The 21,268-nt window shown below is 39.9% G+C and carries 21 protein-coding genes and 2 pseudogenes; 22 read left to right on the plus strand and 1 reads right to left on the minus strand.

The window, feature by feature from the left end; translation table 11 throughout:
- The first annotated feature begins 182 nt into the window (after positions 1–182).
- From HMPREF2867_RS01875 to HMPREF2867_RS11735, 8 genes and pseudogenes are all read left to right on the plus strand, one after another.
- Positions 183–914 carry an ABC transporter ATP-binding protein gene (locus HMPREF2867_RS01875; RefSeq protein ID WP_002891761.1) on the plus strand — a complete coding sequence of 244 codons (732 nt, stop codon included), beginning with the start codon at positions 183–185 and terminating at the stop codon, positions 912–914.
- Positions 915–916: 2 nt separating this feature from the next.
- Positions 917–2,506 carry a DUF4231 domain-containing protein gene (locus tag HMPREF2867_RS01880; protein WP_037602554.1) on the plus strand — a complete coding sequence of 530 codons (1,590 nt, stop codon included), beginning with the start codon at positions 917–919 and terminating at the stop codon, positions 2,504–2,506.
- 119 nt (positions 2,507–2,625) lie between these two features.
- Positions 2,626–3,429 carry a glutamate 5-kinase gene (proB, locus tag HMPREF2867_RS01885; RefSeq protein ID WP_037602551.1) on the plus strand — a complete coding sequence of 268 codons (804 nt, stop codon included), beginning with the start codon at positions 2,626–2,628 and terminating at the stop codon, positions 3,427–3,429.
- A 1-nt stretch (position 3,430) separates the two neighbouring features.
- Entirely contained in the window at positions 3,431–4,681 is a 1,251-nt protein-coding gene (locus HMPREF2867_RS01890) for a glutamate-5-semialdehyde dehydrogenase (RefSeq protein ID WP_037602549.1), read from the plus strand.
- A gap of 28 nt (positions 4,682–4,709) precedes the next feature.
- Positions 4,710–5,102 (plus strand): DUF805 domain-containing protein, encoded by a 393-nt coding sequence (locus tag HMPREF2867_RS01895; RefSeq protein ID WP_037602546.1) that lies wholly within the window; start codon positions 4,710–4,712, stop codon positions 5,100–5,102.
- Positions 5,103–5,200: 98 nt separating this feature from the next.
- Positions 5,201–5,617, plus strand: a complete 417-nt coding sequence (locus HMPREF2867_RS01900) for a DUF805 domain-containing protein (protein WP_037602544.1) — start codon at positions 5,201–5,203, stop codon at positions 5,615–5,617.
- A 16-nt stretch (positions 5,618–5,633) separates the two neighbouring features.
- Positions 5,634–6,040 (plus strand): annotated as a pseudogene (locus HMPREF2867_RS01905) (IS3 family transposase); the annotation flags it as partial.
- Positions 5,976–6,229: pseudogene (locus HMPREF2867_RS11735) on the plus strand (IS110 family transposase); the annotation flags it as partial. The pseudogenes HMPREF2867_RS01905 and HMPREF2867_RS11735, both read left to right, overlap by 65 nt.
- A gap of 350 nt (positions 6,230–6,579) precedes the next feature.
- Here the strand turns inward: HMPREF2867_RS11735 and HMPREF2867_RS01910 are convergent.
- On the minus strand, positions 6,580–7,560 hold the full coding sequence (locus tag HMPREF2867_RS01910) for an HNH endonuclease (RefSeq protein ID WP_051677073.1): 981 nt from the start codon (positions 7,558–7,560) through the stop codon (positions 6,580–6,582).
- A 236-nt stretch (positions 7,561–7,796) separates the two neighbouring features.
- Here HMPREF2867_RS01910 and HMPREF2867_RS01915 point away from each other — a divergent pair, with 236 nt between their 5' ends.
- From HMPREF2867_RS01915 to HMPREF2867_RS01980, 14 genes are all read left to right on the plus strand, one after another.
- Positions 7,797–8,195, plus strand: coding sequence for a DUF805 domain-containing protein (locus tag HMPREF2867_RS01915; RefSeq protein ID WP_037602539.1), 399 nt, complete (start codon positions 7,797–7,799; stop codon positions 8,193–8,195).
- A gap of 99 nt (positions 8,196–8,294) precedes the next feature.
- Complete coding sequence (locus tag HMPREF2867_RS01920; RefSeq protein WP_037602537.1) at positions 8,295–8,690, plus strand: DUF805 domain-containing protein; 396 nt, start codon at positions 8,295–8,297, stop codon at positions 8,688–8,690.
- Positions 8,691–8,829: 139 nt separating this feature from the next.
- A complete protein-coding gene (locus HMPREF2867_RS01925) occupies positions 8,830–9,285 on the plus strand; it encodes a Wzz/FepE/Etk N-terminal domain-containing protein (RefSeq protein WP_037602535.1) in 456 nt (151 codons plus the stop codon).
- 30 nt (positions 9,286–9,315) lie between these two features.
- Entirely contained in the window at positions 9,316–10,365 is a 1,050-nt protein-coding gene (locus HMPREF2867_RS01930; RefSeq protein ID WP_070575395.1) for a hypothetical protein, read from the plus strand.
- Positions 10,366–10,478: 113 nt separating this feature from the next.
- On the plus strand, positions 10,479–11,429 hold the full coding sequence (gene rsmH / locus HMPREF2867_RS01935; RefSeq protein WP_037602533.1) for a 16S rRNA (cytosine(1402)-N(4))-methyltransferase RsmH: 951 nt from the start codon (positions 10,479–10,481) through the stop codon (positions 11,427–11,429).
- A 2-nt stretch (positions 11,430–11,431) separates the two neighbouring features.
- The gene (gene ftsL, locus HMPREF2867_RS01940; RefSeq protein ID WP_002891750.1) at positions 11,432–11,752 is read left to right on the plus strand and encodes a cell division protein FtsL; all 321 of its coding nucleotides are present in this window, start codon (positions 11,432–11,434) and stop codon (positions 11,750–11,752) included.
- Positions 11,753–11,755: 3 nt separating this feature from the next.
- On the plus strand, positions 11,756–14,023 hold the full coding sequence (gene pbp2X, locus HMPREF2867_RS01945) for a penicillin-binding protein PBP2X (RefSeq protein ID WP_037602531.1): 2,268 nt from the start codon (positions 11,756–11,758) through the stop codon (positions 14,021–14,023).
- Position 14,024: 1 nt separating this feature from the next.
- On the plus strand, positions 14,025–15,047 hold the full coding sequence (gene mraY, locus HMPREF2867_RS01950; RefSeq protein ID WP_002891748.1) for a phospho-N-acetylmuramoyl-pentapeptide-transferase: 1,023 nt from the start codon (positions 14,025–14,027) through the stop codon (positions 15,045–15,047).
- Between the two features lie 73 nt (positions 15,048–15,120).
- A complete protein-coding gene (locus HMPREF2867_RS01955; RefSeq protein WP_037602529.1) occupies positions 15,121–16,464 on the plus strand; it encodes a DEAD/DEAH box helicase in 1,344 nt (447 codons plus the stop codon).
- Positions 16,465–16,830: 366 nt separating this feature from the next.
- Positions 16,831–17,067 carry a Blp family class II bacteriocin gene (locus HMPREF2867_RS01960; RefSeq protein WP_037602526.1) on the plus strand — a complete coding sequence of 79 codons (237 nt, stop codon included), beginning with the start codon at positions 16,831–16,833 and terminating at the stop codon, positions 17,065–17,067.
- A gap of 281 nt (positions 17,068–17,348) precedes the next feature.
- Complete coding sequence (locus HMPREF2867_RS01965; RefSeq protein WP_037602523.1) at positions 17,349–18,704, plus strand: bifunctional metallophosphatase/5'-nucleotidase; 1,356 nt, start codon at positions 17,349–17,351, stop codon at positions 18,702–18,704.
- A gap of 54 nt (positions 18,705–18,758) precedes the next feature.
- The gene (locus HMPREF2867_RS01970) at positions 18,759–19,487 is read left to right on the plus strand and encodes a YutD family protein (RefSeq protein WP_002891743.1); all 729 of its coding nucleotides are present in this window, start codon (positions 18,759–18,761) and stop codon (positions 19,485–19,487) included.
- A gap of 63 nt (positions 19,488–19,550) precedes the next feature.
- Entirely contained in the window at positions 19,551–20,660 is a 1,110-nt protein-coding gene (rlmN, locus tag HMPREF2867_RS01975; protein ID WP_096832658.1) for a dual-specificity RNA methyltransferase RlmN, read from the plus strand.
- Position 20,661: 1 nt separating this feature from the next.
- Entirely contained in the window at positions 20,662–21,189 is a 528-nt protein-coding gene (locus HMPREF2867_RS01980) for a VanZ family protein (RefSeq protein WP_037602520.1), read from the plus strand.
- Positions 21,190–21,268 lie beyond the last annotated feature (79 nt).

Genomic DNA, 21,268 nt, shown 5'->3' on the forward strand with positions numbered 1-21,268 from the left:
TTGAAATTGTACCTTTGAAGTGATACAATAAATGAGAAGGTAAGGAAATAGCCTTATCTAAATCTATTGCCAGTGTTCTTAGAGTATTGCCATAAAAAACAAGGTAATAACTCTAATTTATAATCTAATATAAAGTGTAAAATGAGACTGTTGTTAAATAGATTCTCAAGAAAGGATAAAAGATGATTCGTTTTGAACACGTAACGAAACGTTATGAAGATAAGGATGCTCTCTCAGATCTTAACCTCGAGATTCGAGATGGGGAGATTTTTGGTCTGATTGGTCACAATGGGGCTGGTAAGACCACGACTATTTCCATTTTGACATCTATCATTGAAGCTAGCTACGGTGAAGTTTATGTCGATGATATGGCCCTCAGCCAACATCGTGATGCTATCAAGAAAAAAATCGCTTATGTGCCAGATTCACCAGACTTATTTCTAAATTTAACTGCTAATGACTATTGGTACTTTTTGACACGTATCTATGATTTGGAAGCTAGTCAGGTTGAGGAACGTTTGACTAATCTTATGGCTACCTTTGACTTGACGGAAAGTCGCTATAACCTCATTTCTTCCTTCTCTCACGGTATGCGTCAGAAGGTTGTCGTTATCGGTGCTCTTCTGGTTAATCCACAGATTTGGGTTTTGGATGAGCCTTTGACTGGTCTGGATCCACAGGCATCTTATGATTTGAAAGAAGCCATGCGTAACCATGCTAAGGAGGGTAATAGTGTGCTCTTTTCAACCCACGTTCTAAGTGTAGCTGAGCAGCTCTGTGATCGTATTGCTATTTTGAAGAAAGGAAAACTCATCTTCCAAGGGTCTCTAGCTGAACTTAAGTCTCAGTACCCTGACAAGGATTTGGAAACCATTTATCTGGAAATGGCTGGACGTAAAATCGAGGAGGTGTAGTCATGAACTGGAACCATGTTTGGGAGCTTTTTAAAATTAATCTCCTCTATGCAAATCCTCAAGCAGTAACTAACCTACAGAAACGTCAGGAGAAAAAGAAAAAGGCTAATTTCTCCATCGTTAATGCCATGCTTAGACAACAACTCTTGATTTTAATTATTTTTACGGTTGTATATAGCTATCTTTTTGTAGGTGTCGATTATAAGGCCAATCCTGGAGTCTTAACCCTATATCTTTTGACATTTTCAGTCATGGGGCTTCTTCAGACCTTTACGGCTCTCTATAGTACCTTTTACGATAGTAAGGATAGCAAGGCTTATCTTCCTCTTCCCTTAAAGCCATCAGAAGTCTTTTTGGCCAAGACCTTGTCAGGTTCTATGGTTGGGATGACCTTCATGGTACCTATCCTTAGTCTTCTCATTCTAGCTTACTGGCAATTTATTGGCCCACTGGGGATAGTCGTGGGGCTACTATCCTTTATCGTTTCTCTCTTTATCAATCTCGTTTTTTCAGTGATTCTGTCTAATACTATTGGAACGCTGATTGTTCGCAGTTCTCGTCAAAAGCTCTATTCGACTATTTTGATGACCCTGTCAACCCTATTGATTATGTTCCCTATCATGATGGTTGGTTTTCTTAATGGTTATGTTAAGGGTGCTGGACATATTGATTTTCCTTTATTGCCTTATCTAAGAGGTTACTATGATGTGGTAGCTGCTCCTCTATCTCCGGAGGCTCTACTAAATTTTTATCTTCCTCTTATCTTAGTGCTTATCTTGGGCTTTTGGTTTTATAAAGTCAGAATGCCTCGTTATTTCCACGAAGCCATTTATAACAAAAAGGCTAGAAAGACTCAGGTAAAAGTTGTTACTCGAAGTCAAAGACAGGTCTTGGTTCGCCATCATTTATCTACTTTGGGAAACTCAACCCTCATTATCAATACCTATGTGGTACCAGTATTATATATGATCATGCTGGGTGGAGGTGCGTTCTTTTTGAAAGATTTAGGTCCAGACTATTTCGGGCTCATGCTTTTAGTCGGAATTGCCTTTGGTTTCTTTTCAGCGCAACCAACAAGTTTTCTTGGGGTGGCAACTTCCTTAGAGGGAACAAACTTTGACTTTATCCGTAGCCTGCCAATCAATACGGGTGACTATCTTCGTCAAAAGTTTTGGATTTTCTATGGCTTGCAAGTCGGTGTATCCCTCTTACTAGGAGGACTTGGTTTAATATTCCTTGCACATCTCCATCCTATTTTGGTGGCAAGTTTCGCTCTTGGTTTTCTCGTAACAACCTATCTTGTAGGTGGCTATTTCTTTGAACGTGACCTTAAATTATTGGAAGTGAATTGGCAGGAAGTCACTCAGCTCTTCAATCGGGGTGGCGGGCAGTGGCTCTATATGGGTATCTTTATTCTTACAATTTTCATCGCTGCCTTGCTAGGAGGTATTGTCTTCTTTGCAAGTAAGTTCTGGATTGCCCTAGTAGTCAACGCTATAGTATCTGGGCTTATAGCTTTAATTGCCCTAATCGTTTATCTTTTTGTTGATCGCAGACGTTGGAAACGTATTAGAGCCATGTTTTTTGCCTAGAACAAACTGTTTAAAGAGTCTCTCCGATAGGAGGGCTTCTTTTTTACTGAAAATCCTTAATATGTAAACTTATGCATTATATATGTTAAAATACCTGAATTTAGTGTATAATCATAAATATGAAACGAAATTTTGACTCAGTAAAACGCCTGGTTATCAAAATCGGGACTAGCTCTCTGGTTTTACCATCAGGGAAAATTAATCTTGAAAAAATCGATCAGTTAGCTTTTGTCATTTCTAGCCTGCATAATAAAGGGATTGAGGTTGTCCTCGTATCCTCTGGTGCCATGGGCTTCGGGCTCAATGTCTTAGACCTAGACAAGCGACCGGCTGAAGTCGGTAAGCAACAAGCCGTCTCAAGTGTAGGGCAGGTAGCCATGATGAGCCTCTATTCTCAGGTCTTTTCACATTACCAAACCAAGGTATCTCAGTTGCTTTTGACCCGTGACGTGGTCGAGTATCCTGAGAGTTTGGCCAATGCCATCAATGCCTTCGAGAGCCTCTTCAAGCTTGGAGTTGTTCCAGTTGTTAATGAAAATGATGCTGTCAGCGTAGATGAAATGGACCATGCGACTAAGTTTGGGGACAACGACCGCTTGTCAGCTATCGTAGCTAAGATTGTTGGTGCTGACCTACTCATTATGTTGTCAGATATTGATGGGCTCTTCGATAAGAACCCAAATGTCTATGAGGATGCCACCCTTCGTAGCTATGTCCCAGAGATTACAGAGAAAATTATAGCCTCAGCTGGTGGTGCCGGTAGTAAATTTGGTACAGGTGGTATGATGAGTAAGATTAAGTCAGCTCAGATGGTTTTTGAAAATCAAAGCCAAATGGTTTTGATGAATGGTGAAAATCCACGTGACATCCTTCGTGTCTTAGAAGGAGCCAAGATTGGTACACTCTTTAAACAGGAGGACTAAGATGACATATATCGATACACTAGGTCAACAGGCCAAGGTGGCAGGTCGTCAGATTGCTAAATTGTCAACAGCAGCTAAAAACGACCTTCTAAATCAGGTAGCTAAAGCTCTAGTAGCTGAGAGTGCCTATATTATCACTGAAAATGCTAAGGATATGGCCAATGCCAAGGAAAATGGTATTTCAGAGATTATGCAAGACCGCTTGCTCTTGACGGAAGACCGTATCGCAGGGATTGCTGAGGGTGTCCGTCAGGTGGCAGATCTTCAGGACCCAATCGGTCAAGTAGTTCGTGGCTATACGAATCTAGATGGTCTTAAAATCGTTCAAAAGCGTGTTCCTATGGGTGTTATCGCTATGATTTTTGAGAGCCGTCCCAATGTCTCAATCGATGCCTTTAGCCTTGCCTTTAAAACCAATAATGCTATTATTCTTCGTGGAGGACGTGATGCCATCAATTCCAACAAGGCCTTGGTTACAGTAGCCCGTAAGGCTTTGGAAAATGCAGGTATCACAGCAGATGCTGTTCAGCTGGTTGAAGATACCTCTCATGAGGTAGCAGAGGAACTCATGGCGGCGACTAAGTATGTAGACTTGCTCATCCCTCGTGGTGGAGCACGTCTCATCCAAACAGTTAAAGAAAAAGCCAAGGTTCCTGTCATCGAAACGGGTGTTGGTAACTGTCATATTTATGTGGATAAATATGCTAACTTAGATATGGCGACACAGATTGTCATCAATGCCAAAACCCAACGACCAAGTGTTTGTAATGCTGCAGAATCTCTCGTTGTTCATGCTGATATTGCGGAAGACTTCTTACCTAATTTGGAAAAAGCTATTTCAAAAGTTCAGGCTGTTGAATTCCGTGCGGATGAAAAGGCTTTGAAACTTATGGAAAAATCTGTACCCGCTTCACCAGAAGATTTTGCGACAGAGTTTCTTGACTATATTATGTCTGTTAAAGTGGTAGACAGCCTTGATGAGGCCATTGATTGGATTAATACCTACACAACATCGCATTCAGAGGCTATCGTAACTCAGGATATCAGTCGTGCGGAGCAATTCCAAGACGACGTAGACGCTGCAGCTGTCTATGTTAATGCCTCAACCCGCTTCACAGACGGCTTCGTCTTTGGATTGGGTGCTGAAATCGGAATCTCAACCCAAAAAATGCACGCCCGTGGCCCAATGGGACTTGAGGCCCTAACCTCAACCAAGTTCTATATTAATGGCCAAGGTCAAATTAGAGAATAAACAAAAAGCCCCATGAGGAGCTTTTGTGATGTTTAGAGCTTATAAAAAGTATTGGATGGGCTATGTCGATTTCACGGGACGTTCAACTCGCTCAGACTATTGGTTGGCAGTTTTAGCGAATACTATTGTAAGTATTATTTTATTTAGCATAGTTATAGTTGTAATTGTTTTTGATAGTCCCGATAGTCCTTACCATGTTATTCTCAACTTACCGTATCTGCTTGTAATGACCTATTTTCCTGCTAGCTTTATCCCATCCATTTCCCTTCAGGTACGTCGCTTGCGCGATGCAGGCTATCACTGGGCCTTGATTTTTTTACGTTTTGCCTTTGTTATAGGTGATATCGTTCTGTTGGTTTTGTCTTGTCAACCCACAAAAGTAGAATTTCCTTTCAAACAGTTCAATAATTCACAACAATAATAATGACTTAACAGCCTTGTAGGCTGTTTTTTAGTTGATTTGTCAATCTTCCCTTCTCTTGCTATACTGGGAGTATCATAAAAAAGGGGGATTTTATTATGATTGAAGCCTACAAAAAATTTTGGAAGGGCTATGTAGATTTTAAGGGACGTTCAACGCGTTCAGATTATTGGCTTAATGTTCTTGCGCAATGCTTGGTTTATTTATTGTTTAGTTTCTTACTCATACTAATCATGATTTTAGGAGGAGACTCCTCTACGTATATATCTGATCCATATAGTTTCCAAATGATTTTGGTCTATATTGTAGTGTTAGGAATAGGAGTCTATGCGTTGGCCTCACTTGTACCATCCATTGCAATCATAGTACGTCGTTTACGAGATGCAGGTTACCACTGGGCCTTGATATTCCTATCGCTAATTCCATATCTTGGTGGTTTTATTATTTTTATCTTAACCTTACAACCAACAAAGGTAGAAGTAGCGTTTAATAATTTCAATAACCCACAGCAATAAAAAGTTTTTATAGTTTCCTGTTTTAGATGGTTTTAACACTGAACTTGGTATAGATGAAAGTTATGTTTAGAACAGGCCTTTATAGAGAGACCAGGAGATTGCTATTCTCCATAGTGAGTAGGGATGGCAATATTCTCACCAGTATCATTATCAATTTATAGAGGATAAAGGATTCAACCATCCATGTCACGCAAGTGGAATAGCCTAGACAATGGTATGGTGGAGTCCTTTTTTGGAATTTTGAAATCGAAAATGTTTTATTGTCATGAGAAGGTGTCTAAGTCACTTGAGCAATTGAAACAAGTTATTGTAGAATACATTGATTATTATGATAATAAGTGCATTAAGGTAAAACTAAAACTTTCTAGCCAAGGAACATTTCATCAAATGTGGGAATCCCTCTGCCAGAAAAATTCTCTTTAAGTGCATTCTTAACATAACTTCAGATAGCTACACCAATCCTTGTCATATCGCAGACTTCTGTGAGAAACGGAAAAGACAATCGCAAGTGACTTAAACCAAACCACACACGATTGCCTCTATACATCGTCTTATTATTACCTCATAATGCACAACAAACTTTACGATTATACTTCTACCCAAAATCGGTAAAATTGTTTATACCATATTATTGTAACGCCTTATCAAAAAAATCACCAGATAAGGTGTTGATTAGTGTACATTTTTTACACTAATCTTTAGTTCAAAAAAGATAATTTCCTTAGTGTGACTATGGCACTCAAACTATTTTTCATCAAATACCTTGATAAACTTGACAAATGGTAGAAAATGACTTAGTCCTGTACAATACAGAACTAAATCATTTATTTAAATATTTTTGTCATATAAAAATTGTGAATTGTGGGAGATGAGACATCAGCTAATACTTATCTATAGACAATATATATAAAGGAATCAACAAAGCAATAATAACTAACGTAATAATACATCAAATACCTATTTTATATGATTTTGTTAGATTTTGTTCGATTGCATTTCCAACACAATGTTTGTAAGTTGTCTTTAGTAGATAAGCCACCTTTTGAAATAGGGATGATATGGTCAACTTCTAAAAGTAAAAGGTTTTGCTGAGCGACAGAGGCATAACAATTCTGGCAGGTATAATTATCGCGACGTTTAATAAATTCACGTAATTTTTTTGTCATTAAAGAACGCTGCGCTTTTGCAGTCTTGCTACGCTTAATATTATCATCAATATATTCTATAAGTGCTTCGATAGTAATGTCGTCAAGTGTGATAGTTGTTCGTTGTGAGCTGTTTCCCCCCGCACTAACATATTCAAAAATATATTGTGGAAAATAAAAATGAATTTTTGGAATATTTACTTCTAAATGTTTAAGTAATTCATCACGATAGTATTTTTTTATAAATTTAGGAGGATTGAAATCTGCTTCAATTTGAGCTAGACGCATGTCTAAGTTACTTTTCGCATTTGTAAAACGTGATACTACTTCACCGATATCCTGAATGCGTTGGAGATTCTCTTCATTAGGTTTGAAATCAAAATATTTACACAAATACTTTAAAGGCTCTTCAGACGCTTTTCGAACTACTGCTAGCGAAGCGTGGTGAACATTACTAGACAGCGTTTTCTGATGTCGATTACGATTCATATTATGCACGCTAGTATTTTGATAAGTAGCTAGGTTAGAATATTTATATCGATCTGCTTGACTTGCTCTAAGACTGATTTGATCAAATGAGTTTACATAATTAGATATTTCATTATATTCAGAGATTGTATCAGCAAGTGCCAGTTTATGGGCTAAAAAATTCGGACTCTTAAAATATCGAACTTTCCTAATATATCTAATCAATCGATAAAGACTATAAATTAAAGCCCCAATTAAAATATACGGAAATGCTGAAATTACTAAGAATAGCATTATAAAAGAAAGCATGATGTATCCTAAAACCTTCATTATATCTCCTAATTAAAATTTTTTTTACGTTGAGATTTACCAAGAACAATTATGAAAACTAATGGTATATCAATTATTATAGTTATGCAATTATTCTAATCTATTTTATATTATCTGTCAAATTTATTTTAAATAACAAAAAGTTAAAAAAGCCTTATAGGCTGCTCCTTAGTCAATTTGCCAGATGACAGGTCTTTTGGTATAGTAGTATTATCAAAAAATGAGGAGATTTTATTATGATCGAAGCTTATAAGAAGTTTTGGAAGGGCTACGTAGATTTTGAGGGACGTTCAACACGTTCAGATTACTGGTTTGCATATTTGGCAAATATGTTAACTTTCGCTGCTTTTTATGTGTTGCTATTTGTATTTGGAGTAATTGCAGGTTCAACTGGTTCAGACTTTTTAACTGTTATTTCAGTTATTTTATCACTTATCTTTTTTGCCTATAGTGTTGCTCTGTGTTTACCCGGTATTGCTGTAACTGTTCGTCGTTTGCGTGATGCTGGCTACAATTGGCCGTATATTTTTGTTGCATTTATCCCATTTGTAGGTGGTATTATCTTAATTGTGTTGTTGTGTAAACCAACTAAGGTTGAGTATCCATTCAACAACTTCAATAACCCACAACAATAATAATGACTTAACAGCCTTGCTAGGCTGTTTTTTAGTTGATTTGTCAAGCTCCTCTTCTCTTGTTATACTGAGAGTAACATAAAAAAGGGGGATTTTATTATGATTGAAGCCTACAAAAAATTTTGGAAGGGCTATGTTGATTTTACGGGACGTTCAACACCCTCAGATTTATGGTCTGCATATTTGGCACATCTATTGATTGTCTTTGCTGGGAATTGGCTCGAAGCAGTGTTTGAAAGTATGGTAGATGAAATATCAAGCGGTTTATTTGCTATTTCAGTTATTTTATTTCTTATCATAATTGTTTTTTGTATTGCTGCGGTTTTACCTTGTATTGCGATAGCTGTTCGTCGTTTGCGTGATGCTGGCTATCATTGGGCATATATTTTTATTCCTTTAATCCCATTTGTCGGTATTTTTATCCTTATTTTTCTACTATGTCAACCAACAAAAGTAGAAGTGCCATTTAACAACGTCGATAACCCAAAGCAATAATGACAATCAACCAACTCTTTTAGTTGGTTTTTCTGATGTCAAAAAGTATTATGTTAATGTTGCACATTTTAATATTTCTGATATAATCTTATCTGAGACTAATCAATACTAAAATATATTTAAGAAATGTGAATACTCTATGAAACTACTTCGTCAATTAAAAGAAAAACGTTACCTTATTTTGGCATTTACCCTACCGGCTATTCTTTTGGCTTTAGCAATTGTCTTTTTGCAACCTGCACACAATCATGCAAAGGTCCAAGTTAAGGTGGGGACTAAGCAGTCATCATCAAGCAAACCCAAGGCTTCATCCAAGTCATCGAGCTCAAGTTCGTCGTCATCTTCTTCAACTTCAAGTGAGTCTTCAAGCGAATCTTCATCATCAAGCTCAACGGTAGAAGCAGCTAGTCAGACAGAAGCAAGCTCAACTCCTGCGGTAGCATCGGCACCAACGCCTTCTTCAGCACAAGAGGTTTATCAAGCGCCCCAGTATAACTATGTGCCACCAACAGCTTATACAGAGTCACATAGTGATGCTCCAAGTTACACAGCTCCTGCCTACAGTGCAGATGTCAGCTCTGGGACAGCAGAATAAGAGTCAAAGAGAAGGAAAGTTAGACTAAAAATGAAAAATAAAGTTTTAGCATTAGTGACAGGATTATCTAGTTTAGTCCTATTAGCAGCTTGTTCAAACCAGCAAAATGACATGATTTCGACGACTTCATCTTCATCAGTAGAGCAGTCACAATCAAGTAGTAGTGAAAGCTCTAGCACGAGTACTAGCTCAAGCTCTAGTCAGGAGAAAAAGGTAGATACCTCTGCCTATGATAGCATCATTAGTAAGTACCAAACGGCCGTGGCCAACAACCAAACGGATGCCTCACTTAATTCTCTCATTGTGACCTATGCTAATTCTCAAACAAGTCCTGCCTCAACGGTCTATACTTATCGTGATTTGGATGGTAATGGTGTTGATGAGTTGATTCTTGCTTTTAAGCCAGGTAAACTCTTTAAAGAACATGTGATTACGGATATTTACACTATCTCTAAGGATAGTGGTCAGGTGATTCGTCTGACAGAAGGTCCACAACTGGGCATGTTGGGTGAGCGTATGACATTGGCCTACCTCATGGATAACACCTTTAGCTACTATGGTAGTGCTGGTGCTATGGCTGGTGGAGGTTCTGGCTACCACTTTAGTAGTGATGGCCAGTCTCTTGTAAAAGATGACAGTGATTCGGGTGCAGACAAGGTTGATCTCTCTAATTGGGGTTGGAAGGACCTGAGCAGCGCCTCTACTAGTAGCTCTAGCACAGCGTCACAAACGCCAACAAGTTCATCAGCTCTTAAGCCTGATGAGCTCAAAAATGGCAATTACAAATCAGCTGTAGGAACATGGAAATCTTCAAATGGAAAGACCATCATCATTACTTTGGATGGACAGTTGGATTTCTGGGGCTATACTTATCCTATCGACAAAGTCTCACCGAATCAGTATGTGTCAGGTATCTATAGCTTAACTTATGTTGATTCTAGTCCAGTTGGGAATACTCCAATTCAGCTTTGTCCTAAGGGAGTTAGTGATGCAAGTGATGCGGGGGATAACAGTAAGGACCGTATTCTAGCGACGAATGGAGTGCCATCTGAGGAAAGCTATTTTTACAGAGTGGATTAATCTTATCAGATGATATAGTAACTAAAGAGTTAGGCCTCGGGTCTGGCTCTTTTACTATCCTGTCAACTTACAGAACGAGACAATTTCTCTATTCTTGTGCTATAATAAAAGTTATGACTAATGAATTTCACCATGTAACCGTTCTTTTACACGAAACTGTTGATATGCTTGATATCAAGCCCGATGGCATCTATGTTGATGCGACCTTGGGTGGCGCAGGACATTCGTCTTATCTTTTGTCGCAATTATCTGAAAAGGGTCATTTGTACTGCTTTGATCAGGACCAAAAGGCTATTGATAATGCTCAAGTGCGTCTCAAGGACTATATTGATAAGGGTATGGTGACTTTCATCAAGGATAATTTCCGTAATCTCAAGTCCAACCTTGAAGCCATGGGGGTGTCTGAAATTGATGGCATTCTCTATGACTTGGGTGTCTCTAGCCCACAGTTGGATGAGCGTGAGCGTGGTTTCTCCTATAAACAGGATGCCAAGCTAGATATGCGTATGAATGAGGAGGCGAGTCTGACCGCTTATGATGTGGTCAATACCTATCCTTACAGCGATTTGGTGCGCATTTTCTTCAAGTATGGTGAGGACAAGTTCTCTAAACAAATTGCACGTAAGATTGAACAGGCCCGTCAGGTTAAACCAATTGAGACCACGACGGAACTGGCGGAAATCATTAAATCAGCTAAGCCTGCTAAGGAATTGAAGAAGAAGGGCCATCCGGCCAAGCAAATTTTCCAAGCTATTCGCATCGAAGTGAACGATGAGCTTGGTGCTGCGGATGAGTCTATTCAAGAGGCCTTGGATTTACTTGCTGTGGATGGTCGTATTTCGGTCATTACCTTCCACTCTTTGGAGGATCGATTGACTAAACAGCTTTTCAAGGAAGCTAGTACGGTAGATGTGCCTAAAGGTCTACCCTTTATTCCTGAAGACCTCCAACCTAAGGTAGCCTTAGTTAATCGTAAGCCAATCCTACCTAGTCAGGAAGAATTAGAAGCTAATAACCGCTCGCATTCTGCTAAATTGCGTGTGGCTAAAAAAATCAGGAAATAATTATGGAAAATAAGGAACATCAGATTGTCAATAGAGCCATTAGAAACCATATTCGTTTTATGACGCGTATGGAAAAGGCTTTCTATTCGGCAATTGTTTTGACAGCTATTGTGATGAGTATCGCAGTTGTATTTTTACAAGGGCGTAATCAGGCTATCAAGCAACAAATCACAGACCTTAATAGCAAGATTAGTGATGAAAAAACAGAGCTTAACAATGCTAAGCAGGCAGTTAATGAGTTGACTAACTCTGACCGTATTAAAGAGATTGCTAATAAGGCAGGCCTGTCTATTAATAACGATAGTATTAAGAGTGTGAAGTAACCAATGAACAGATTAAGAAAACTTAAACATTTATTTCTAAACTATGTCGTTAGGGATAGGCGAAAGCCAGCCCAGAATCGACAGCACGTTGGTCAGAACCTTATGGTTCTCAGCATCTTTATCTTTTTCGTCTTTATTATCAACTTTGTGGTGATTATCGGGACAGATAGTAAGTTTGGTGTCGATTTGTCGACCCAGGCTGCTAAATCTTATAACACTAAGACCACGGTGGCTGCCAAGCGTGGGACGATTTACGACCGAAATGGAAATGTTTTGGCTGAGGATTCAACCAGTTATGCCATTTACGCTATCGTGTCGACCAGTTATGTATCAGCGACTCAAGAAAAACTCTATGTCCAAGATAGTCAGTTTGACAAGGTTGCTGATATTTTAAAGGATAAGCTAGGAATTGAAAAGAGTGATTCCTTGGCCCAATTGCGTACTAAGGGTGCCTACCAGGTTTCCTTTGGGCTAAAGGGGAAGGGAATTACCTACTCTGTTAAAGAAGAACTAGAAAAAGCCTTTAAAGATGCGGGAATTAAGGGGATGGCCTTTGAAGCAACAACGTCACGAATGTACCCTAATGGAACCTTCGCGTCAGAGTTTCTTGGTCGTGCCGAAGCTGTTGAAAATAAAAAAGACGGCTCATATTCTTTAATTGGTCAAACTGGTTTGGAGCGCTCGCTCAATAGCCTCTTGACTGGAACAGATGGAGAGGCCATCTATGAAAAGGATAAAAACGGTAATACGCTTCTAGGTACGGAAACCATTACCAAGGAAGCTATCGATGGTAAGAACATCTATACAACCTTGTCAGCGCCTCTCCAAACCTTCTTAGAAACGCAGATGGATACCTTTATGGAGCAGACGCAAGGTGTCAATGCTTCAGCGACAGTTGTCAATGCAAAAACAGGTGAAATTCTTGCGACGACACAACGTCCTACCTATAACTCTGATACCCTCGAAGGACAAGCCAAGAAAAGTTATGACTGGGTTAACCGACTTTATGAGGCCCAATATGAACCAGGGTCAACCATGAAGGTCATGCTCTTGTCATCGGCTATCAATAACGGAAGTTTCAATCCTAATGCGACCTATAGCAATGCCAACGGTATCAAGGTTGATGATGTTGAAATCAATGACTGGTCTATTAATGAAGGTATCTCGTCAGGCCGAACCATGTCATTTGCTCAAGGCTTCTCTTATTCAAGTAACGTTTTGATGACCATGTTGGAACAAGAGATGGGAGACAAGGTTTGGTCAAACTACCTATCACTCTATAAGTTTGGACTTCCAACCCGTTTTGGGATGGTAGGTGAATCTTCAGGGGTTGTCTCAAGAAACTCTGTGAATATTGCGCAATCATCCTTTGGACAAGGGATTTCAGTGACTCAGGTTCAGATGCTTCGTGCTTTTTCAGCTATCTCTAACAATGGTGTTATGTTGGAACCTCAATTTATCAAACAAGTTGCAGATGTTAACCAAGGCACTGTTCGTACGGCTAAGAAAGAAGTTATTGGTAAGCCAGTTTCCAAGCAGGCTGCTTCTGAGACCCGTAATTATATGATTTCTGTTGGTACAGACCCAGAGTTTGGTACCCTGTACAACAAGTCTGAAGGTTCGCCAATCATTAAGGTTGGTAACTATGATGTTGCGGTTAAGTCAGGAACAGCCCAAGTGGCCGATGAAAAAACAGGAACCTATAAAGTTGGGACCAACGAAACGCTCAACTCAGTTGTAGCTATGGTTCCTTCTGATGATCCACAATATGTTATGTATGTAACAGTTCAGGAACCTAAGACCTGGGATAATAATTTTTATGCGACGGTGGTTAACCCTGTCCTAGAAGAAGCTATGTCCATGGGTGATACGCTTGATACCTCTGTTTCTGAAGGTGGTGGAAAGACCGATGAAACGAGCTATCAAACCGGCGATATTATCGGTAAGAGTCCGGGCGAGACAGCTAACACCCTTCGTCAAAACTTGATTCATCCGATTGTTCTGGGTGTTGGTGATAAGATTGAGAAGGTTTCTGTAGATGCCAAAGCCAATATCAAGGCTAATGAACAGATTCTTATCATGACCAATGATTTCACAGAACTTCCAGACATGTATGGTTGGACCAAGAAGAACGTTGAAACCTTTGCCAAATGGAAAGGCATTAAAGTTACTTATAAGGGTGGCAAGTCAGGGACTGTTACCAAACAAAGTGTTGCGGCAGGAAAAGCCCTGTCTAAAACCAAGAAGATTACCATTACTTTAGGAGACTAAGATGACTATGAGTCTGATAGCAGGTGTGGCCGCCTTTGTGTTGACGGTGCTCGCCATGCCTCACTTTATTACTTACTACAAAATCAAGAAAATCGGTGGCCAACAAATGCATGAAGATGTGAAGCAGCATTTGGCTAAGGCTGGAACACCAACTATGGGAGGGACAGTCTTCCTAGTGGTTGCCATCTTGGTTAGCTTGATTTTTAACTTCCACGTCTTTAGCGAGGGCCACCAAGCCTATGGTGCTACAGTAGGGATTCTCTTTGTAATTTTGATTTATGGAATCATCGGCTTCCTTGATGATTTCCTTAAGATTTTCCGTCAAATCAATGAGGGACTTAAACCTTGGCAAAAGATGGCCTTGCAGATTATTGCGGGTTTGCTTTTCTACTTTATCCACGTACTCCCTAGTGGGACAGATAGCCTAGCTATTGGTGGATTAACCATTCATCTCGGTGTCTTTTATGTTCTCTTTGTCCTATTCTGGATTGTCGGTTTCTCAAATGCTGTGAACTTGACAGACGGTATTGATGGTTTAGCTTCTATCTCTGTGGTTATCAGCTTGATTGCCTATGGAATTATCGCTTTTGTCAAGGGTGAGTTCGCTATCTTGACTATCATTATCACTATGATTGGGGCACTTCTTGGCTTCTTCGTCTTTAACCACAAGCCAGCCAAGGTCTTTATGGGAGATGTCGGTTCCTTGTCACTTGGAGCTATGCTTGCGGTTATCTCTATTGCCCTACGTGTAGAGTGGACCCTACTCTTGATTGGTGTGGTTTATGTCTTTGAGACAGCTTCTGTCATGCTACAGGTCAGCTATTTCAAATACACTAAGCGTAAGTATGGTGAAGGTCGTCGTATTTTCCGTATGACACCATTCCACCATCACCTCGAGTTGGGTGGTCTTTCAGGTAAGGGTGACAAATGGTCAGAGTGGAAGGTTGATGCTTTCCTTTGGACAGTTGGAGCACTTGCAAGTGCCATTACCCTTTGGATGGTTCTTGGAAACGTTATGAAATAAATGAAAAGAGCAGAAATGCTCTTTTTCTGTTATAATGATAGGGATAGACTAGATAGAAAAGAAGTAACTAAGCATGTCATTTAAAGATTTTAATTTTAAAACATTTATTCAGGAGGCTCTTGACGAGATTAAGTTTAAAGAGCCAACACCTGTTCAACAGAAATTGATTCCTGTAGTCCGTTCAGGTCGTGATTTGGTTGGTGAATCAAAGACGGGTTCAGGGAAGACACATACCTTCCTCTTGCCAATTTTTGAGAAACTAAATCCAAAGAGTGGTGATGTTCAGGTTGTTATTACAGCACCATCACGTGAATTGGCGACACAAATTTACCAAGCGACAAAACAAATTGCCAAACACTCTGAGACTGAAATTCGTGTAGTCAATTATGTGGGTGGTACAGACAAGCAACGTCAGATTGAGAAACTCAAGGTAGCCCAACCTCATATTGTTATCGGGACACCAGGGCGTATTTATGACCTAGTTAAATCTGGAGACTTGGCTATCCACAAGGCCCATACCTTTGTTGTTGACGAAGCTGATATGACCATGGATATGGGATTCTTGGATACTGTAGACAAGATTGCAGCAAGTCTGCCTAAGGAAGTTCAAATTTTGGTCTTCTCAGCAACCATTCCTCAAAAATTACAACCATTCTTGAAGAAGTATTTGACCAATCCAGTCATGGAACAAATCAAAACTTCAACAGTTATTGCGGATACCATTGATAACTGGTTGGTATCCACCAAGGGTCGCAACAAGAATGAGCAGATTCTTGAGATGCTTAAGGGGATGCAGCCGTATCTAGCAATGATTTTCGTTAATACCAAGGAACGTGCTGATGATTTGCACAGTTACCTAGTGTCAAATGGTCTTAAGGTTGCCAAAATTCATGGAGGTATTCCACCACGTGAGCGTAAGCGTATCATGAATCAAGTTAAGAAGCTTGAGTTTGAGTATATAGTAGCGACTGACCTTGCAGCGCGTGGGATTGACATCGAAGGTGTTAGCCATGTTATCAATGATGCCATCCCTCAAGACTTGTCCTTCTTTGTTCACCGTGTAGGACGTACAGGACGTAATGGTTTGTCAGGAACAGCCATCACCCTCTATCAACCAAGTGACGATTCTGATATTCGTGAGCTTGAAAAGATGGGGATTACCTTTGAGCCTAAGGTCTTTAAAGATGGTGAGTTCCAAGATACCTATGACCGCGACCGTCGTGCCAATCGTGAAAAAGCCTATCAAAAACTTGATACGGAAATGATTGGTTTGGTTAAGAAGAAAAAGAAAAAAATCAAGCCTGGCTATAAGAAGAAAATTCAGTGGAAGGTTGACGAGAAACGCAAACGTGAGCGTCGTGCAGCTAACCGTGCGAAGGGACGTGCTGAACGTAAAGCTAAGAAGCAAAGTTTCTAAACATTGGCTTCTAAGTGAAAGCAAATTTTAATTTAAAAAATTCAAGAGGTTGAAACCAAAGTGTTTCGGCTTTTTTGATTATTATCAAACTTTTTGGAAAGTCTCAGTATATGCTGAAAAAAATAATTAAGTATGTCTTAAGAACTGAAACAATGACAGATTTTAAATAGTTTTATCACAGCCATTTTTAAGAAGCTTTCCGTTTAAAGTAAAATAATTTGTAAGTTTGAGGTTACTAGTTGAATCAACTCTCAAAATCAAGTGGTGACATTAATGTCACTACTTTTTTATTGGCTTCTGACTTATAATCAAATCAAAGCTTGAAATAAAGAGCTATGATTTGATTATTTTGAGGAGGTTGTTTTCATGACAACAAAAATCATTAACAATTTTAACTCACTTAATTCCGAAGATCTTTCTATTATTGCAGGTGGGGATGTGATTGGTTGTGTAGCTGGGACCGCTGGATCTGCTGGACTTGGATTTTTGACTGGAACATCAGTTGGAACTGTTGCATTTCCAATTGTTGGGACTGTTTCAGGTGGAGCATTTGGGGCATGGTCAGGAGCCGGCCTTGGAATGGCTACATTTTGCGGAGTTTAGTTAGAAATTTGAAGAAACAAAATGATCCGAGCATTCTCATTTGTGTGTGTTTCATTCTAGCAGGTTGCTATCAGTTGTGTGTCCCTCATCATTGGTTAATTACAATGATAGATGTTTTAGGAGTTGCAGGTTTCGTGGTCCTTCTCTATACTAAAATTCATCATTAATCATAAGCCTTTCAGTTATAAAAAATTAGATAGCAAGAAGCATCGTCTCACGTATATAAACTTGGCAAAATGATTGTCAAGTTTTTTTATAGCAAAAGTGCTACAATAGGAGTCATGAAAGACACGATTCGAATTCTTCATATTAATGATTTACACTCTCATTTTGAACAGTATCCACAACTCAAGCGAGCTGTGGATGATTTGAGTCAGACGGACAGAGAGTTGATTAAGGTAGATCTTGGGGATAATGTGGATAAGTCCCATCCTCTATCTGATGCGACCGCTGGGCGTTTTAATGTAGCCCTGATGAATGAGCTGGGGATAGACTATGCGACTATTGGAAATAACGAGGGAATTGGTCTGGCTAAGGATGAGCTAGACTGTCTTTATGAGCAAGCTGATTTTCAACCTATCATAGGAAATCTCAAGGATAAGGGAAGACAGCCTGAATGGGCCAAGCCCTATCTTATCCATAAAACTAAAGCAGGTACAAACATTGCTTTCTTGGCCTATACCTTCCCATATTACATCACCTATGCACCCAACGGTTGGGAGGTTTTGAATCCACTCACGCAGTTGGAAGAGGATTTGGCTCACCCTGAGGTAAAGGATGCAGACATAGTCGTCGTTCTTAGCCATCTGGGTGTACGTTATGATGAGCAGATTGCAGAGACTTATCCGCAAGTAAACCTTGTCATCGGGAGCCATACCCACCACCTGTTTGAAGAGGGCAAGTTGATTAATGAGACTTATTTGGCAGCTGCTGACAGATATGGTTATTATCTTGGCTGTATTGATCTTACTGTGAAAAATGGACAATTGATAGAGTGTCAGATTGAGGCTATCCCCACCAAGTCCTATATCTTGGATTTAGACAAGGAGGACGAAACCTTTATCAAGGCCATGCGTGAGGAAGGCCATCGTCGTTTAGCTCAGAAAAAAGTAGCTAATCTAGGTCGAGAACTAGATTTTGATGAGACCTGTCAATTGGTTTTACAAGCTGTTTGTCAGGAGACAGATAGCCAGTTAACGCTTTTAAATACAGGTCTTATCATGAAAACGCTGGGTCAACAAGTGACCATGGCAGACCTTCAAGAAGCCCTTCCTCATCAGATGCGGATGGCACGTCTAGTCGTGACAGGACAAGAACTCAAAGAAATCTGTCAGGAAGTTTTTACCAAGGCTGAACTCCTTAAAAACCAAGCTATTAAAGGTATGGGCTTTAGAGGCAAGGTATTTGGTGAAGTAATCACGGGGAATTTTGCTTACAAAAACGGTAATTTGTTGTATAATGGAAGGGTTGTAGATTCCAATGAGAAGTTTAGTTTGGTCCTTGTGGATCAGTACTACTTTGCTTCTTACTTCCCTACAATCAAGGAAAAGGAGGTCACTCTTCTTTTTCCGGATTTGTTAAGGGAACTTGTGGCCAAGTATTTAGGAAAAAATGGTGCCAATTGGGATAAGATATAGAGACATTATTACAGCATCAGGGTAGAAAATAAGAGAGAGCAGAAAGGATGGCACATGCGTAAAGAAATCTTGCCAGAAATGTTTAATTATAATAAATATCCAGGGCCAGACTTTGTGTATGTGGCTGACCTTCTGAAATCAGATGCCTGTCAGTTTACGGTTCTTGAAAATCACAAGGATGCTTTAGACGCTACCCGCTTTGGGCAACGTTTTTCTGAAATCATGCTCAAGTATGATTATATTGTTGGGGACTGGTCTAATGACCAGCTTCGCCTTAAGGGATTTTACGAGGACGAGCGCCCTAATACGCGTAAGACAGACCGCATTAGCCGATTGTCAGAGTATTTACGTGAATACTGTGCCTTTGGTTGTGCCTACTTTATTTTGAAAAATGAAGAGCCACAGTTAATCGTCTTTGAAGAGGAGACTGAGCCTCGTCGCAAGCGCCGTCGTTCTAATAATCGTCGTCATTCTTCTCAGGAATCTAGAGATAGAGAGCACAATGCTTCTCAAAAGAATAAGGGGCAAAAAGCTTCTGCTAAGCAAAAGCCAGACAAGTCCAAACGAAGAGATAGGGATCAAGAGGGCCCAAACTTTGAGAAAATCAAGCGTCGTCCTAAGTTTAAATCTAGATCCGAGGACGGTGGCCGTGAGCGTAAGTCTAACTTCAAGAAGAGTCAGAAGCAAGCTCCAAAATCTAAAGGTCAAAACACCCCATCGAAGAAACAAAGCCAGACCAAGTCAGATGGTCAGCATTTTACAATCAGAAAAAAAGGAAATTAAACTATGTCAGAAGTAACAACACAAGCAAAACCAGAACGCCGTAAACGTCAGAAGTTAGAGGATATGGAAGGCTACAAACCTTCTATTTATGGTCTTACTCGTGATGAGTTGATCGACTGGGCTATGGAACACGGTGAAAAGAAATTCCGTGCGACTCAAATTTGGGATTGGCTCTACAAGAAGCGTGTGCAGTCTTTCGAAGAAATGACCAACATTTCTAAAGATTTCATTGCCAAGTTGAATGAGAATTTCTGCGTAAATCCATTGAAACAACGTATCGTTCAAGAATCTAAAGATGGTACAGTTAAGTATCTTTTTGAATTGCCTGACGGTATGTTGATTGAGACTGTTTTGATGCGTCAACACTACGGTTTGTCTGTCTGTGTGACAACTCAGGTTGGATGTAACATCGGTTGTACTTTCTGTGCCAGTGGTTTGATTAAGAAACAACGTGACTTGACTGCTGGTGAGATTGTGGCACAAATCATGTTGGTACAAAAATATTTTGATGACCGTGGCGATGGTGAACGTGTCAGCCACGTGGTTGTTATGGGTATCGGTGAGCCATTTGATAACTATGACAATGTGCTTCGTTTCTTGCGTACTATTAACAATGACAATGGTCTTGCTATTGGAGCTCGTCACATTACAGTGTCAACATCTGGTTTGGCACCAAAAATTAAGGAATTTGCTAACGAAGGTGTTCAAGTTAACCTTGCCGTATCACTTCACGCGCCTAACAATGACCTTCGTTCAAGCATCATGCGTATTAACCGCTCATTCCCACTTGAAAAACTCTTTGAAGCGATCGAGTATTACATCCAGACAACCAACCGTCGTGTAACTTTTGAGTACATCATGCTTAATGAGGTCAATGACCACCCTGAAAACGCTCAAGAGTTGGCTGATTTGACTAAGAAAATCCGTAAGTTGTCATACATAAACTTGATTCCATATAACCCAGTATCAGAGCACGACCAATATAGTCGTTCAACCAAGGAACGTGTGGCGGCCTTCTACGATGTGCTTAAGAAAAATGGGGTTAACTGTGTGGTTCGTCAAGAGCACGGTACAGATATCGATGCTGCTTGTGGACAATTGCGTTCAAACACTATGAAACGCGACCGTCAAAAAGCAGTGGCAGAAGCTTCTGGTAAATCAGAAGGTAAGTAAGATGTTTCGGCTTAAGACTTGGGTAGATAAGGATGGAGAACTAACACCAAAAGGAAGAAAGCTAAGCCTAGTTTTGGTCTGTGCTTATCTCCTTTGTTTAGTGCTCCTATGTTGGACACCCCAGTACGGGCTAGTTGAAGGTGTTGAAACCCCTGGTATTCAACATTTTGGTCGTGTAGTGGTCCTATTAACCCCATTCAATAGTTTGACCAACTTTTATCAGCTGGATAGTCTTAAAGAGATTGTCTTTGTGCTTGGGCAAAATGTGACCAACATTTTCTTGCTGAGTCCGCTGATTTTAGGGCTTTTAGCCTTGTACCCCAGATTCAGGTCTTGGAAAAAGGTCCTTTTAGCGACCTTTGTCATGTCTTTGACGATTGAGGTTGGACAAGTCATTCTAGATCTTCTCATTGATGCTAATCGTGTCTTTGAGTTAGATGATTTATGGACCAACACTTTGGGAGGTTTGGTGGCACTAGTTGTCTACCGCCTTCTTGTAAAACTGATTCAAACGCATTCTAAAGAGTAAAAAACCTGGGAGCTTACGCGTCTCAGGTTTCACTTATTTTCTATAATACAAATACAACACATTCAAAAGAGGGAAAAAT

It is taken from the genome of Streptococcus sp. HMSC064H09, assembly GCF_001812625.1.
Classification (GTDB): domain Bacteria; phylum Bacillota; class Bacilli; order Lactobacillales; family Streptococcaceae; genus Streptococcus.